This window comes from Scytonema sp. UIC 10036, from assembly GCF_009725235.1.
Map to the genome: position 1 here is coordinate 59,586 of NZ_WJFC01000045.1, position 15,079 is coordinate 74,664.

The 15,079-nt window shown below is 44.0% G+C and carries 13 protein-coding genes; 9 read left to right on the top strand and 4 right to left on the bottom strand.

Going from position 1 to position 15,079, the window contains the following annotated elements:
- Nucleotides 1-42: 42 nt before the first annotated feature.
- Nucleotides 43-711, bottom strand: coding sequence for a helix-turn-helix domain-containing protein (locus F7734_RS21860; protein ID WP_155746635.1), 669 nt, complete (start codon nucleotides 709-711; stop codon nucleotides 43-45).
- A gap of 209 nt (nucleotides 712-920) precedes the next feature.
- On the opposite strand from F7734_RS21860, the gene F7734_RS21865 reads away from it, so the two are divergent.
- The 6 genes from F7734_RS21865 (at nucleotide 921) to pyk (ending at nucleotide 8,820) form a co-directional block, all read left to right on the top strand.
- Complete coding sequence (locus F7734_RS21865; RefSeq protein ID WP_155746636.1) at nucleotides 921-1,094, top strand: hypothetical protein; 174 nt, start codon at nucleotides 921-923, stop codon at nucleotides 1,092-1,094.
- 24 nt (nucleotides 1,095-1,118) lie between these two features.
- A complete protein-coding gene (locus tag F7734_RS21870) occupies nucleotides 1,119-2,399 on the top strand; it encodes a valine--pyruvate transaminase (protein ID WP_155746637.1) in 1,281 nt (426 codons plus the stop codon).
- Nucleotides 2,399-3,085 carry a ribosome maturation factor RimM gene (rimM, locus tag F7734_RS21875; protein WP_155746638.1) on the top strand — a complete coding sequence of 229 codons (687 nt, stop codon included), beginning with the start codon at nucleotides 2,399-2,401 and terminating at the stop codon, nucleotides 3,083-3,085. The genes F7734_RS21870 and rimM overlap by 1 nt, the downstream gene beginning before the upstream one ends.
- 274 nt (nucleotides 3,086-3,359) lie before the next feature.
- Nucleotides 3,360-5,741 (top strand): phosphoketolase family protein, encoded by a 2,382-nt coding sequence (locus F7734_RS21880; RefSeq protein ID WP_155746639.1) that lies wholly within the window; start codon nucleotides 3,360-3,362, stop codon nucleotides 5,739-5,741.
- A gap of 221 nt (nucleotides 5,742-5,962) precedes the next feature.
- The gene (gene gap / locus F7734_RS21885) at nucleotides 5,963-7,009 is read left to right on the top strand and encodes a type I glyceraldehyde-3-phosphate dehydrogenase (RefSeq protein ID WP_166482061.1); all 1,047 of its coding nucleotides are present in this window, start codon (nucleotides 5,963-5,965) and stop codon (nucleotides 7,007-7,009) included.
- A gap of 377 nt (nucleotides 7,010-7,386) precedes the next feature.
- A complete protein-coding gene (pyk, locus tag F7734_RS21890; protein ID WP_155746640.1) occupies nucleotides 7,387-8,820 on the top strand; it encodes a pyruvate kinase in 1,434 nt (477 codons plus the stop codon).
- A gap of 105 nt (nucleotides 8,821-8,925) precedes the next feature.
- Here the strand turns inward: pyk and F7734_RS21895 are convergent, their stop codons facing one another.
- Nucleotides 8,926-10,533 carry an IS200/IS605 family accessory protein TnpB-related protein gene (locus F7734_RS21895; RefSeq protein WP_155746641.1) on the bottom strand — a complete coding sequence of 536 codons (1,608 nt, stop codon included), beginning with the start codon at nucleotides 10,531-10,533 and terminating at the stop codon, nucleotides 8,926-8,928.
- A 72-nt stretch (nucleotides 10,534-10,605) separates the two neighbouring features.
- Between F7734_RS21895 and F7734_RS21900 the strand changes: the two genes are divergently transcribed.
- Complete coding sequence (locus tag F7734_RS21900) at nucleotides 10,606-10,779, top strand: DNA-binding protein (RefSeq protein WP_155746642.1); 174 nt, start codon at nucleotides 10,606-10,608, stop codon at nucleotides 10,777-10,779.
- Nucleotides 10,780-10,927: 148 nt separating this feature from the next.
- On the opposite strand, the gene F7734_RS21905 is transcribed toward F7734_RS21900, so the two are convergent.
- Nucleotides 10,928-11,608, bottom strand: a complete 681-nt coding sequence (locus F7734_RS21905) for a class I SAM-dependent methyltransferase (protein WP_155746643.1) — start codon at nucleotides 11,606-11,608, stop codon at nucleotides 10,928-10,930.
- Between the two features lie 134 nt (nucleotides 11,609-11,742).
- Here F7734_RS21905 and F7734_RS21910 point away from each other — a divergent pair, with 134 nt between their 5' ends.
- The gene (locus F7734_RS21910; protein ID WP_155746644.1) at nucleotides 11,743-12,369 is read left to right on the top strand and encodes a TetR/AcrR family transcriptional regulator; all 627 of its coding nucleotides are present in this window, start codon (nucleotides 11,743-11,745) and stop codon (nucleotides 12,367-12,369) included.
- 165 nt (nucleotides 12,370-12,534) lie between these two features.
- On the opposite strand, the gene F7734_RS21915 is transcribed toward F7734_RS21910, so the two are convergent.
- Nucleotides 12,535-12,831, bottom strand: a complete 297-nt coding sequence (locus tag F7734_RS21915; protein WP_155746645.1) for a hypothetical protein — start codon at nucleotides 12,829-12,831, stop codon at nucleotides 12,535-12,537.
- 703 nt (nucleotides 12,832-13,534) lie between these two features.
- Here F7734_RS21915 and F7734_RS21920 point away from each other — a divergent pair.
- The gene (locus tag F7734_RS21920; RefSeq protein WP_155746646.1) at nucleotides 13,535-14,719 is read left to right on the top strand and encodes a transaldolase; all 1,185 of its coding nucleotides are present in this window, start codon (nucleotides 13,535-13,537) and stop codon (nucleotides 14,717-14,719) included.
- Nucleotides 14,720-15,079 lie beyond the last annotated feature (360 nt).

The following is a 15,079-nucleotide window of genomic DNA, read 5'->3' on the forward strand; positions in this document are numbered from 1 at the left end:
GATTGCAGGGATTGTCTTGTATAAAAACGACAACCTTTCCAATTAATTCAGACGAGCAATTTGACCAGGCGTTTGTCCGAGCAGGTGTTTAAGCGCTTTTGTCATGTGAGGTTGGTCGCTATAGCCAGTGACATGAACGGTATCGAGGATGGACATACCTTGCTCTAGGAGCGCTGCTGCTTGTCTAGCGCGATCGATTTGACGAATAGCGCTGTGAGTTAATCCTGTAGCTTGTAAGAAACGACGCTGTATGGAACGTAGGGAAAGTTCTGGCAATTGACTTTGTAATGCAGCATCTACAATTGGTTCGCGAACGAGCAAGCCGTCATGTATAAGTTTATTAACAAATGTGTCTGAATTTTCATAGTCGGGGAATTGCCATGCAGAACCATTTAACCAGAAGGATCGACTCGTTGCCTCAGATAAGGTCAGCGATTGATTCACGAGATTCTTCAGAGGTAGATGGGGCATAAATATGCCCAGCTTAAACTGGATGCCAAAAAATTCAGCGTCTTCAGGGCAATGTGCGGTCGAAGCTTTCGTCTCTGGTCCCCGCACCGTTAAGGTTGTCTTGCCATGTTGCTTTGTTATCACCATTTCCCAATGGTTAACAGCGACAGAAGTAAAAGAGCCAGCCCCCTCACTTTGAGTCCGCCAGATCGTTTCTACAAAGGATGAGTCTGATGGTCTTTCCTCAAAGAGAAAAATCATACTTCTGCCTCCTTCATTCGGTGTTTTCTATTCTACTGAAAGTAACGAATTTTCTTGTAGTATGCGGGAGGCATTGAATTGTGAATCTTACAACAGTTTTTAGGCAAATGAACCACAGCTTTCCCATGTAGTACGGTGGGGACACCCGTACCACAATAATGTGGTTTATTTATCTGAAAACTGCTGTGAGCTAAGCTGCATACTGTACTATGTATTTTTTATCAAATTTGTATCTTTATTCTACAGGCGAGAACAGTTATAAAGGAACTACTGCTGTACGATCGCCCTATTCTCTAGTTACAGTGGTAAATAAGTGGCAGTGTGGCTCTTGGCAAACTTCTGTTGTCAGCAGCAATAATGCCCTAAATATGTCCATTTACTAAATTAACAGTCATTTTGTATCGCTTATGAACCCTGCCCTGACTCAATTCGGCGTTAATATGTCCAAACTAACTGGCGTTAGAGCCATTATGAAGGACATTATCGAAACTTTACAATCTAGTACGGGGCAGTTGATAAATTTGAGTGCTGGCAATCCTTTGATTTTGCCAGAAGTTGAGCAGTTATGGCGAGATTGTACTGCACAATTGCTCTCTAGCCCAGATTATGGTGAGGTCGTTTGCCGCTACGGATCGAGCCAGGGTTATGCACCATTGATTGAGGCTGTTGTCAATGATTTTAATCACCGCTTTGGGTTAAAGTTGAGCGATCGCAACATCTTGATTACCCCAGGGAGTCAAAGTCTTTACTTCTATGCGGCTAATGCGTTTGGCGGCTACACCACTGATGGAGAACTGAAAAAAATTGTTTTACCCCTCAGCCCGGACTACACGGGTTATGGTGGCGTGACTCTAGTACCAGAATCACTGATTGCTTACAAGCCAACACTAGATATAAATGCAGGAGCGCACCAGTTTAAATACCGCCCGGACTTTAGCAACTTGTCGATTACAGAAAAAACGGGATGTATTATATTCTCTCGTCCCTGCAACCCTACAGGTAATGTCCTCACTGATGATGAGGTGAAAAAAATTGCTGCTTTGGCTGCACCTCATGATGTACCAGTATTTATTGACTCAGCATACGGTCCTCCTTTCCCAGCATTGAACTTCACTGAATTAACGCCGATTTTTGGAGATGGGATCGTTCACTGCATGAGTTTGTCGAAAGCAGGGTTACCAGGAGAACGTATTGGAATCGCTATCGGGGATGAAAAAGTGATTCAAGTTTTGGAATGCTTTCAAACCAATGCTTGTATCCATGCATCAAGGTACGGACAGGCGATTGCTGCGATCGCGATCGACTCTGGTACGCTAGCAGAAATTTCCACTTCTGTGATTCGTCCTTTCTACCAGAACAAGTTTACTGTTTTGGAAAGCACTTTGAACGAGTTCATGCCAAACTCATTACCTTGGTTCCTCCATCGAGGTGAAGGGGCGATATTTGCTTGGTTGTGGTTGCAAGATTTGCCAATAATAGATTGGGAACTTTATCAAGAACTGAAGAAAGTGGGTGTTATAGTTGTTCCTGGCAGTACCTTTTTCCCTGGCTTGGAAGAGGAATGGGTACACAAAAAGCAGTGTGTGCGTATTAGCTTGACTGCTACCAATGAAGAAATTACTACTGGTATGGAACGTTTAGCAAAGGTTGTACAACAGATTTATCAGACTTCTACTGTTAGTGCTTAATGAACCACGAAGACGCGAAGAGCAAGGAGAAAGAAATGAAGGACAAGGGACAAGGGACAAGGGACAAGGGAATAAGGAAAAATCTCCCCTCCCCCCTCCCCCCCTCCCGCCATCAATTCCCTGATGGTTGGATAGAAATTGGCACAATTGTTGCTCCACAAGGATTAAGTGGTGAAGTTCGCGTGCGATCGAACTCGGATTTTCCAGAACGATTTGAGGTTCCTGGAAAACGGTGGTTGTGGTGTCCGGGTCAAATAGAACCGCAACCTGTAGAGTTGATAGCAGGACGCAATGTCGAAGGGAAAAATTTGTACGTCGTGAAGTTAGCTGGGGTAAGCGATCGCAATCGGGCTGAGGAATTGCGGGGTTATAAGTTACTGGTGTTGGAGAGCGATCGCCCCCAATTGGCGGATGATGAGTATCATGTCTTGGATTTGATTGGTTTGTCAGTCTATCTGCAAGAATCTGGCGAGTTTGTAGGAACGGTAGTAGATTTGCTCTCTGCAGGGCATGACTTGCTGGAGGTGCAACTACACACTTCACCCGACAAAGGACAAAGGACAAAGGACAAAGGACAAAAGACTGTTTTGATTCCTTTTGTAACGGCAATTGTGCCGATTGTTGATTTAGAAGCGGGTCGTGTTGAGATTACACCTCCATTGGGATTGCTGGAAATTCACAATTAGTTTGGAGCGCGGTTCGCCTTACTATTTACAAGCCTGATTCTATGATAGGGTTCGTAGGTTGGGTTGAGCACAAGCGTTACCCAACAAATGAAATACCGATTTGAAAAAAGAATGTGACAGTGTAGTACCTCAGAAAAATCTACCTTCCTAGGAGAAGATTGATATAGCCGCAAGTTTTATAGTATTGTGTCATCGGTAAGATGATCCTTATGTTGGTAGCAAATAAACTTACTCGTGAGAATCTGCGAACATCCTTTTGTAAAGGAGTTTTTATATGACTTTAGCAAATCCTCTGCAAACAAAGCCATTATCGGATGACGAACTGCAGAAGATGAACGCCTATTGGCGTGCAGCGAATTATCTCTCAGTAGGTCAAATCTATTTGCTCGACAATCCACTCCTAAAAGAACCGCTGAAGCTAGAACACATCAAACCCAGACTCTTGGGTCACTGGGGGACAACTCCTGGATTGAATTTTACCTACGTTCATCTCAATCGGGTCATCAAAAAGAATGACCTAAACATGATTTACATCGCAGGTCCCGGTCACGGTGGTCCTGGAGTCGTCGCTAACGCTTACCTGGAAGGTACCTATAGCGAGTACTACCCCAACATCTCCCTGGATGCTGAGGGAATGAAAAAACTCTTCATACAGTTCTCTTTTCCTGGTGGTGTTGGTAGTCATTGCACCCCCGAACTTCCCGGTTCTATCCACGAAGGTGGAGAACTTGGCTATTCCTTATTCCACGCCTACGGTGCAGCCTTCGATAACCCCGACCTCATCGTTGCTTGTGTTGTTGGCGACGGAGAAGCGGAAACAGGACCTCTTGCTACAAGCTGGCACTCCAACAAGTTTCTTAACCCCGTGTCTGATGGAGCAGTGCTCCCCATCCTCCACCTTAATGGGTACAAGATTGCTAACCCGACGGTGCTAGCACGTATTAGCCATAAGGAGTTGGAGAGCTTATTTGTAGGTTATGGTTACAAGCCCTACTTTGTGGAAGGCTCCGATCCAGAAACCATGCATCAACTGATGGCAGCAACCCTAGATACAGTCATTCGTGAAATCAAAGAAATTCAGGAAGATGCCCGTACCAATGGTTACAAAGAGCGTTCTCAATGGCCAATGATTGTCCTCAGAAGCCCCAAAGGTTGGACGGGACCAAAAGAAGTTGATGGCGACAAGGTAGAGGATTACTGGCGATCGCATCAAGTTCCCTTTGGAGAGTTGGCAAGCAAGCCGGAGCATATCCAACTCCTAGAACAGTGGATGAGAAGTTACAAGCCAGAAGAACTCTTCGATGAGAACGGCAAACCGATCCCAGAACTTGCACAACTGCCTCCAAAAGGACAGCAACGTATGAGTGATAATCCTCATGCGAATGGCGGTCTTCTGCTGCGAGACTTGAGGATGCCGGAGTTTGAAAATTATGCCGTTGAAGTTTCCAAACCGGGCAAAACTATTGCCGAAGCCACCAAGGTGTCGGCGAAACTCCTGCGGGATGTAATGAAATTCAACATGGAATCCCAGAACTTCCGCATCTTTGGTCCTGACGAAACCAAATCTAATCGCTTGGATACTGTGTTTGAGGTAACAGACCGGACTTGGGACGCTGAGAGATTACCATATGACGCACACTTATCTCCCCAAGGTCGGGTGATGGAAATTCTCAGTGAAAATGCTTGTCAGGGCTGGTTGGAAGGATACCTTCTCACAGGTCGCCACGGCTTCTTCTCCTGCTACGAGGCGTTCATTCATATCGTAGACTCCCAGTTCAACCAGCACGCCAAGTGGCTTGATACTTGCCTTGACATTCCCTGGCGCAGACCAATTGCTTCCCTTAACTACCTCCTGACCTCCCACGTTTGGCGTCAAGACCACAATGGCTTCTCCCACCAAGACCCCGGTTTCATTGACGTTGTAGTCAACAAGAAAGCAAAGGTCATTCGGGTGTATCTGCCGCCTGATGCAAATTGTTTGCTGTCGGTAACAGATCATTGTCTGCGAAGCCGCAACTATGTCAACGTCATCGTTGCCGGAAAGCAACCAGCTTTACAGTACCTTGACATGGATGCAGCCATCAAGCATTGCACCAAAGGAGTTGGTATTTGGGACTGGGCAAGTAACGACCAAGGTAGCGAACCAGATGTGGTGATGGCGTCTGCGGGAGACATTCCCACGATGGAAACCTTAGCAGCGGTGGATATCCTTCGCCAGAACTTCCCCGACCTAAAGGTGCGGGTGGTGAACGTGGTAGACTTAATGAAACTTCAACCTGAAAGCGAACACCCTCACGGGCTGAGTGACAAAGACTTTGATAGTATTTTCACCACTGACAAGCCAATTATCTTTGCTTTCCACGGTTACCCTTGGTTGATCCACCGTTTAAGCTACCGTCGCAAGAATCATGCAAACCTCCACGTAAGGGGTTATAAGGAAGAAGGAACAACAACTACACCTTTTGATATGGTAGTCGTCAACGATTTAGATCGCTTCCACTTAGCTATGGACGTGATAAATCGCGTACCGACACTGGGATACAAAGCAGCTTACGTGAAGCAGGCACTGCAAGACAAGCTCATCGAGCACAAACACTACATTCACAAGTACGGCGAAGATATGCCAGAAATTCGTGAATGGAAGTGGCCATATTAGAGGAATTTGTTAGTTGTTAGTTGTTGGTTGTTGGTTGTTAAAAGAACTACTAACCACTAACCACGAACCACTAACCCTTCCTCACAAATCTTAAAAGATGTCAATTAAACTTGGCTTTCGCTAACATACATTGGCAGGATTGGGTCAAGAAGGGATAGAAAATTTGGAAAAATTCCTTATCCCTAACTCCCAATCCCAATCCCGAAACAGGAGATTTCATCGTGAGTAAGCTGAAAGTTGGCATCAATGGATTTGGTCGTATTGGGCGACTTGTGTTTCGTGCTGGTATCGACAACCCCAACATAGAGTTTGTTGGCATCAACGACCTAGTACCACCAGATAACTTGGCATACCTGTTGAAGTACGATTCAACTCACGGTAGTTATAAGGGTCAGGTCGAGGCAAAGGAAGATGGCATTGTTGTTAATGGACGTTTCATTCCTTGCGTGTCCGTTCGGAATCCTGCAGAGTTACCTTGGGGTAAATTAGGTGCAGATTACGTTGTGGAATCTACGGGTTTGTTTACTACCTTTGAAGGTGCTGCAAACCACCTGCAAGCAGGAGCAAAGCGAGTTATACTCTCCGCTCCTACTAAAGATCCGGATAAAGTACCTACTCTGTTAGTGGGTGTAAATCATGACTTATTTGACCCAGGAAAAGACACTGTTGTCTCCAATGCGAGTTGTACTACGAACTGTTTGGCACCTGTTGCTAAAGTCCTCAATGACAAATTTGGCTTAACCGAAGGGTTGATGACCACAGTTCATGCAATGACTGCAACTCAACCAACCGTAGACGGCCCAAGTAAAAAAGACTGGAGGGGAGGACGTGGCGCAGCCCAGAACATCATTCCTTCTTCTACAGGTGCAGCAAAAGCAGTTGCACTGGTATTACCAGAATTGAAAGGTAAATTAACCGGTATGGCATTCCGGGTTCCTACTCCCGATGTCTCTGTTGTTGATTTGACTTTCAAAACTGCTAAAGCCACCAGTTACAAAGAAATCTGTGCTGCTATGAAAGAGGCTTCAGAAAGTGAGCTAAAAGGAATTTTAGGCTACACGGAAGACGAAGTCGTTTCCACAGATTTTCAGGGGGATTCCCATTCCAGTATTTTTGATGCAGGTGCGGGGATCGAACTCAACTCTAACTTCTTCAAAGTTGTTGCCTGGTATGACAACGAGTGGGGTTACTCAAATCGTGTCATTGACCTGATGTTATCTATGGCACAAAAAGAAGGTTTGTTAGAACGTACTGCTGTTGCAGCTTAACAACTCCCTTTCTGCTCTAAAATTCCACTCCTACAGTAGGATGGGCATTGCCCACCCTACGCTCATAAGTAATCTTCTGGCGGCAAGGGAGAACTAATAACTATTTGCATCACATTAAGTTTACAAATATTTACATAATTAGCTGTATAAAACACGTTCAGAAGCCCGAGATTAAGCCTACAATGTAGGCGGTTATTAAACTGAGGATACATAAAACAATATTTTTGGCAAGAGCAATATTACTCAACTTATACCCCTTCTCCCCCAAGGCAAAGGTTAATGATATATAAAATAATTCGTTTGTAGTTGCGCTTTAGCGCATGCATCCGGACACGATCTCGCAGAATTTCCACTACCAGATTTCAAAATATTTCATCATGCGTAGAACCAAAATTATTTGTACAGTTGGACCCGCTACATCTACACCCGAAAGACTCCAATCCCTAGTAGATGCAGGTATGAATGTAGCAAGGCTAAACTTCTCTCACGGAGAACACGAATTTCACGGTCAAACCATCAAACATCTCAGACAAATTAATAATACCACACAGAAACCTCTTGCTTTAATGCAAGACTTATGCGGTCCTAAAATTCGACTGGGAACCGTACCACCAGAAGGCATTACTGTAGAAACGGGTCAAGAAGTGACTTTTGTACTGCAAAAAGAAGGCAAAAGTGCTGACGAAATCCCCCTACCTTTGCCAACTCTGTTCGCTATGGTACGACGTGGCGAACCAATTCTAATTAATGATGGTCGCATCAAAGTCATGGTTTGCGATCGCGATGCCGATAAAATCCGAGCACAAGTTATCATTGGGGGTCTGATATCCAGTAACAAAGGCGTGAATTTGCCAGAAACACGTTTACCTGTAACCTCCATCACAGAAAAAGATTTAAGCGACTTGCGTTTTGGGATTCAATCAGGGGTAGATTTAGTGGCAGTATCCTTTGTGCGATCGCCTCAAGACTTAGAACCAGCACAAAGGATGATTGAAGGAGCAAATGCAAACATTCGCATCATCGCCAAAATCGAAAGACGAGAAGCAGTAGAGAATATAGATAAAATTATAGAAGTAGCTGACGGCATTATGGTAGCTCGTGGCGATCTAGGAGTAGAAATGCCCATCGAGCAAGTACCCCTGATTCAAAAAGATATTATTCTCCGATGCAACCGTGCTGGGAAACCCGTAATTACCGCCACACAAATGTTGGAATCGATGATTAGCGCCCCCGATCCCACACGTGCGGAAGTCACTGATGTTGCCAACTCAATTATAGATGGTACTGATGCAGTCATGCTGTCAGGAGAAACTGCTGTGGGACAGTATCCCGTAGCAGCCGTCAAAATGATGCACAGTGTTGCTGTGAGAACAGAAAATTCTCTCAAAGAAGGCGCACGTCAGTCCTTGTGGAATTACGATGCGGGAAGCCTCAGCGTCACTGAATCTCTAGCCGAAGCCGTTTGCCGTATCGCCTATGAAACAGGTGCCAAAGCAATCGTTTGTCACTCTTCAAGTGGCAATACAGCAAGGCTTATTTCTAAATACCGTCCAACAACTCCAATTCTTGCTCTGACCCCTGACGAAACTCCTTACCGTCAGCTAGCAATTTCTTGGGGTGTCGAACCTTTACTCATCCAATCAGTTTACACTGCGGAAGAGATGTTGATGAATGTGGAAAAAACTGTTGTAGAGACAGGGCTGATTCAGGAAGGGGATAGAGTCGTCATCACCTCAGGCGTACCCATTGGCAAGTCAGGAACCACAAGCTTAGTGAAAGTGCATACCATAGGACAACCCATTTCAGCATAAAATCAGAAACCTTACCGCTCGATAAAGTCTACTCAGATCTACTCACGTATGAGCAAATCTATTCAACCGGAAAGATAGCGGTCAATCAAACCTACCTTGAAGGGTTCACGCCTTCACAGACGGATGGAGAGAAGAACTCTCGTGCTTGTGCCGAAGCTTTGTCAACCCAAGATTTCCGGTGTTCGCCAAGCCGTCACCCGCAGACCCTGTAAGAGTAGGTGTACCGAACCAAGCATTACGAGAACCTACCTCCAAGTAATGCTTATTGAAACCCTGCCAGTGTGCAAAGACGTGCTGACGAGGTTCGGGTTGAATCGAACTCTGCAAGGCGTATCTCGCTGGCATTCTCTCATAGTAAATGTTCATCCCACGACGCGCTAAAACTAGACCCGCAGCGCTATCACTTCCCATGCCATAGCGTCTCATATATTTGACAACGCCGATTTGAGATGAATATTTGGGACTTACCTCAATAATTTTGATGCCTAGTTTTAAGCATCTAGCTTTTAACAATTCTTTGAACTTGGCATAAGCAAAACCTGATAACATCCGATTATATTTGCGACCGCGTTTACCTTGCCGCTTCTTTTCAGAAAAGTCTAATTTCTCAATAACAATTGGTTTTTTAGTAGCTAGCGCTCTGTTGGTCAGTTCTGTAATAGCACCAGCCAATCTGGCTTCAGTTTGTTCTGTTGAGCATGAATGTAAATCTAAATTGACTTTTCCCCAAGCTATAGGATTCCCGTGACGGTTGGTCGCACACCATCCAATAGCTCCGGGATTAATATCTAAACCTATGCACCCGAAAGCTCTGTCATTACTAGTGATAGAAAAGTTGACCAAACAAGTAATAGCGACTACCCACTTCCCTTTTTTATTTCTGCTAAATACATAAGTGAGAGCGTTGTTTAATGCCCAAGCGGTAACTATATTGTCGTATCCTTGCTTGTTAATTTTGTAAAGTGGTAAGGTCAGATATTCTCCATATGTTGCTTCTAAAAAGTAAGGGACACGGATTTTTAGACTTGGGATAACATCCGGTGTTAGTTGACATATTTGATTCCCGCTAGTTTCGTTGGTACTCCCAACAAATGTTACCGTTCCTAAGTTTCCCAACTTCGGCTTGACACCGCGAAGGACAAATGCAGCTCTCCGGTCTAAGTACATCTTCAATTGGCGTTTTTTCTGGTGTAACTGCTGTTTAGCTAATTGTAAATATGTCTTACCATGAGGCTTACCGTTAATAGGGCAAGCGTTATCAAACTCGGGAATTTTCTTAAGTACAGGTACTTTCTTTAACGTTCCCGTTTTAGTTTTTTGGGGATATTTGATGGCTAAATTATACTTCTCTACGGCTTGGGCATATTCCCTGTGATTCTTCAGTCGTTTGTTCAACCTTTCAATTTCTGACTTAACTGATTTTATTTTGGTGTCTAGTGTATCTAGATGTCTTTTCTTGCATTCAATAGCCGATTCCAATTCCCCCGTCACAAAATTAATGACACTATTAGCATGACGCTTATTGACGCCAAAAGTGTTTTGAATTTGGGAGTTTAACTTCTCCTTTTTCATATCACTTTGCAAGCCTTCTAATGCTATTTGTGACATCTCTGCTGCTACTGGGGAGAACTCCTCTAACATCTCAAGCGTCCGCGTCTCACCAGTCAAGTTATTCTCAATCTGAGTCACATATGTTTGATAAACTTGCGGCATCCGCTTCACCTCCTTTGCTGCTATTTGTTAAACTATTCGCATGACATTTAGTATAACAGGACAAGTCCTAAAATGGCAAGAGATTATAGATTAGTCGTTAGACTTACCAACCGAGAGCGGCAAAAGGTGGAGAATCTTGCTCGAACATTGGGAGTCTCTATGTCAGAAGTCGTTCAGGACTGGATTAAAACTTTACCGGAACCGGAGATCGATCGCCAACCTCTACTCAAAAAAGAGGAGGAATGAGTAGATCAGAGGAGAAATTTGTTTACAGTTACTAGCCCTCACAACCTCCCTCACACCCCTCGTTCCCAGGCGAAGCCTGGGAATGCCTTCCTAGAGGCTCCGCCTCCAGTCTTCAACCTACGTGAGACAGAGTTTCATCGAACTCGGTTTAAAGTTTAACAGAATACTCAAGCCCATCACCAAGAGGCAGTGTCACTGAGACAAAGCCATTAACTGGATTGCGAACATATTCTAAGTAAGATGCAAGTTCCTCAGGGAAAAGACTTAAATCATCAGCGAGAATGACAGAACCCGATCGCAAGTTACCCGATACAAGGTGTAAAACCTCCAAACAAAGATTTTTCCAGCCGTCAAGAAATAACAAATCTACAACGCCTCCTGGATGGCGTAACGTCTGGAGTGCATCCCCTGCACGAATCTCCACAAATTGAGATAATCCTGCTTCCGCAATATTTTGAGTCGCACGAGCAACTTTGTTACTCTCAAGTTCAGAACCAATAACCAATCCACCACCAATATCTCGCAAAGCAGCAGCAAGGTAAATTGTGGAGATACCGTAAGATGTGCCGAATTCGACTATACGTTTGGCGGAAATAGAACGAGCTATTCCATAGATGAATTTTCCCACATCTGTTGAAATCGGTAGTAAAGCTTCGCTGAGCATTGCAGCCTTGTCTTCGGAACTAGCAGAGTACCAATCTAAACCACTCTTGAGAACTTGCTGGATAGCGATCGCATCATTGAGATCTGCCAAAGCGTGCAAGCGATCGAGAACAGCTTGTACTTTTTCATCCAAGAATGTTGATTTAGTTACAATCGAGCTTGTCATAATCTTTAACCATCCGGATAACTAGGTGGACTTGTTCGGTCTTCGTTCTTGTTGTGGAATAAAAGTGAGCGATAACTCGTATAATACGAGCCATAACTCATTTTTATCAACTCGCATTTCATTGAGTGAGTCAGATGTCTCGTAAAATTCCCACAAAACCTCGTAAATTGCCACAGCAAGACCGTTCTAAAATGACAGTCGATGCTATTTTGATTGCAACGGCTCACATTTTGACTGAAGAGGGCTACGATACTGCTAGTACAAATCGAATTGCGGAACGCGCTGGAGTGAGCATCGGCTCGCTGTATCAGTACTTTCCCAATAAAGAAGCTTTAGTTGCAGCCCTTGCCGAGAGCCATGCTAACGAAATGATTGAGATTGTAGAATCAAATTTAAGAGATTCGTTTGACAAGCCAATAGAAGTTGTTTTCCGCGAATTAGTAAAAGCGTGCATTGCAGCTCACGCAGTGAATCCAAAGTTACACAAAGTGCTGAACGAGGAAGTACCTCGAATTGGCAAGCTAAAGAAAGTCAAAAATGCAGAAGAACAAATTAACACCTTGGTTCGTGCTTATTTAGAGAAACAGCGCGATCGCATTCAACCACAAAACCTGGATTTGACAGTCTTTATTTTGGGATGTGTTGTTGAATCTTTAGCGCATACAGCAGTCATTGAACATCCAGAATTTTTAAGTGATGGGCAGATCGAGCAAGAAATTGTCAATCTTTTGCTGTCGTACCTAGTAGGAAAACGCTCCTGAAGTGAAGATTTACAAAGGCTCTAACAGGTCAGTTTCAAGGTTAGCGCTCGTGTCGAGCGAAATAGAATTATTGTTGTGATTGTGGGTGTCGGAATGCGCCCTTGAGGGTGATAGACAAGATATTTATACTGTTTTAGAAACTGAGTTAGACGAAGAATAAAGAAGTTAATTTTCTAAAATATATTTTCCAATAATTTCTTTCAGTTCATCTGGAGCTTCAATAGCTATAGCTGCACCTAAATCTGGACGAATAACCCACCACCAAGTTAAAGTTTCTAGTTGACTAGGTGGTTCATCATTAGGACACCATTCGATGTAACCTTCATTAACCCCAATTAGGTTAGGACACAACATATTGGCTGTCGCTACTCGTTCATCAATTTTTTCAAATTGTATAATATTTTCCCAAGCGACTTCATTAGGAATTGAAATTAAAATTGATTGCACATCAAAGGTTAACATTAAACTGTACCTCCAAAAGCTTTAATAACCCTAATACCAAAGTCTTGTTGTTCTTCAAAACTTTGATTTCCTATCCTGGTAACTTCTAGCTCCCAGCAGCTTTTGATTTCTCTTTTATACGTGTATTTTTTGAATAAATAGTTAAATAAATTACCTTTAACACGACCATACGCGGAGAGAAGAGCAGAGGTTATATTATCAGAACTTGAATGGCGTTAGCCACCTCGGTAGGGCTAGCAATGCCCAAAGCCGTTCCTCTCAACGCTCATAAAGACGCGCACGAGGCTGGTTTCCCTACACGTCGTTCAAAAATCAAATAGGACTCCGGGATGTGGATTATTCATTATAGCTCTTACGCTCTACCTCACGGTATTTGTGCTTGCTGGATTGTTTTTTCCATTTGCAGTATGCAGTTATCAACAACAAAATCTTAAAAAAAACAAACAAAATGGGGATTTCCAGACAATATTATTGACCATTGACTAAGAACTATCTAATTTTTGAGGTTTGTATCTAAAGTCAATTCAAGCTATTGCGGAAATTTATAGATTTGAGATGAAGTTCCACTTACCAACAAGTTTGACAGAGATTGAGAACAATGGCAGCAGTTCTCTGTGCAATCTAAGATGGTAAGAGGTTGATAGGTACTCGTAAGACGAACAACGCTGTTTTTGTGCGCTCGCCAACATAACTAGGAGGATATATGTCTAAAAATTTACTGGAGCAGTTAAGAGAGTTTACCGTTGTCGTTGCTGACACAGGCGATATCCAAGCAATTGAAAAGTTTAAGCCGCGAGACGCTACCACCAACCCTTCCCTAATTACTGCTGCAGCACAAATGCCAGAGTATCGGGACATTGTTGACCAGACTTTACTCCAAGCCCAAAAAGATGCAGGACAGGGAGCAAGTCAAAAAGATGTAGCTGCTTTGGCATTTGACCGTTTGGCAGTGTCCTTTGGCTTGAAAATTTTACAAATTATTCCGGGTCGGGTGTCTACAGAAGTTGATGCACGCCTTTCCTACGATACAGAAGCAACTGTTGCCAAAGCACGGGACTTAATTGCTCAGTATCAAGCTGCGGGAGTTTCTCGCGATCGCGTCCTGATTAAAATTGCCGCTACCTGGGAAGGAATTCGGGCTGCGGAAATTTTGGAAAAAGAAGGTATCCACTGCAACTTGACCTTGTTGTTTGGACTTCACCAAGCGATCGCTTGTGCGGAAGCTGGTGTCACGTTGATTTCCCCGTTTGTAGGTCGAATTCTTGACTGGTACAAAAAAGAAACCGGACGCGATAGTTACCCTTCTGCTGAAGATCCAGGAGTCTTATCTGTCACCAAAATTTACAACTACTACAAAAAATTTGGTTACAAAACAGAAGTCATGGGAGCTAGTTTCCGCAACATTGGGGAAATTATAGAACTCGCTGGGTCTGACTTGCTAACCATTTCTCCAGCGCTGTTGGGTGAGTTAAACGCGACAATAGGAGACTTACCTCGCAAACTCGAACCTAGCAAAGCAGCAACATCGGATATTGAAAAAATTCCGATGGACAAAGCGACCTTTGACAAGATGCATGCGGCAGATCGCATGGCAAACGACAAACTCGATGAAGGGATCAAAGGTTTCACCAAAGCGCTAGAAACTTTGGAAACACTCCTAGCAGAAAGACTGGCTCGTTTGGACGGAAAATCAACCCTCAGCCATGCGACCCAAGATATTTTCCACGTGTACGATTTAGATGGCGATGGCTTCATTACTCGTGAAGAATGGATGGGTACTGATGCTGTATTCGATGCGTTAGACGCAAATAAAGATGGCAAAATTACACCAGAAGAAATGGGTGCTGGCTTGGGAGCAGTCATTCAAATGGCAGAAGTTGCAAAATAAGAGACGGTTGGTTTAGAAACAAAGGCAGAAGGTAGGAGGCAAACAAGCAAGGGCATTCTGTCTCCTGCCCTCTAAAAAAAACTTAACCATCTAAGTTTAAAGTCGATTCATACCAAACGAAATAGTAGGCTGAATCTATAAGAGGATGTTTGAAAAGTGGTTAGCTGTCATTTTAATCACATGATTACCCCCCTTGGTCCACGCCACTTGCTACAAGTCGGGAAACCCGCGATGGCGCAGTGGCTCCCCCTTATAAAGGGGGGAAATAAGAGAAATTGAGTTCCCTCACGCCACGTGCTTCAAGTCGGCAAAGCCGCGATGGCGCAGTGGCTCCCCTTTATAAGGGGAGGGTTAGGGTGG

Coding starts and splice junctions, on each gene's coding strand:
- F7734_RS21880 (WP_155746639.1), top strand. CDS start 3,360: ATGACTTTAGCAAATCCTCTGCAAACAAAGCCATTATCGGATGACGAA.
- F7734_RS21910 (WP_155746644.1), top strand. CDS start 11,743: ATGTCTCGTAAAATTCCCACAAAACCTCGTAAATTGCCACAGCAAGAC.
- rimM (WP_155746638.1), top strand. CDS start 2,399: ATGAACCACGAAGACGCGAAGAGCAAGGAGAAAGAAATGAAGGACAAG.
- F7734_RS21865 (WP_155746636.1), top strand. CDS start 921: ATGTATTTTTTATCAAATTTGTATCTTTATTCTACAGGCGAGAACAGT.
- F7734_RS21900 (WP_155746642.1), top strand. CDS start 10,606: ATGGCAAGAGATTATAGATTAGTCGTTAGACTTACCAACCGAGAGCGG.
- F7734_RS21915 (WP_155746645.1), bottom strand. CDS start 12,831: ATGTTAACCTTTGATGTGCAATCAATTTTAATTTCAATTCCTAATGAA.
- F7734_RS21895 (WP_155746641.1), bottom strand. CDS start 10,533: ATGCCGCAAGTTTATCAAACATATGTGACTCAGATTGAGAATAACTTG.
- F7734_RS21905 (WP_155746643.1), bottom strand. CDS start 11,608: ATGACAAGCTCGATTGTAACTAAATCAACATTCTTGGATGAAAAAGTA.
- F7734_RS21860 (WP_155746635.1), bottom strand. CDS start 711: ATGATTTTTCTCTTTGAGGAAAGACCATCAGACTCATCCTTTGTAGAA.
- pyk (WP_155746640.1), top strand. CDS start 7,387: ATGCGTAGAACCAAAATTATTTGTACAGTTGGACCCGCTACATCTACA.
- F7734_RS21870 (WP_155746637.1), top strand. CDS start 1,119: ATGAACCCTGCCCTGACTCAATTCGGCGTTAATATGTCCAAACTAACT.
- F7734_RS21920 (WP_155746646.1), top strand. CDS start 13,535: ATGTCTAAAAATTTACTGGAGCAGTTAAGAGAGTTTACCGTTGTCGTT.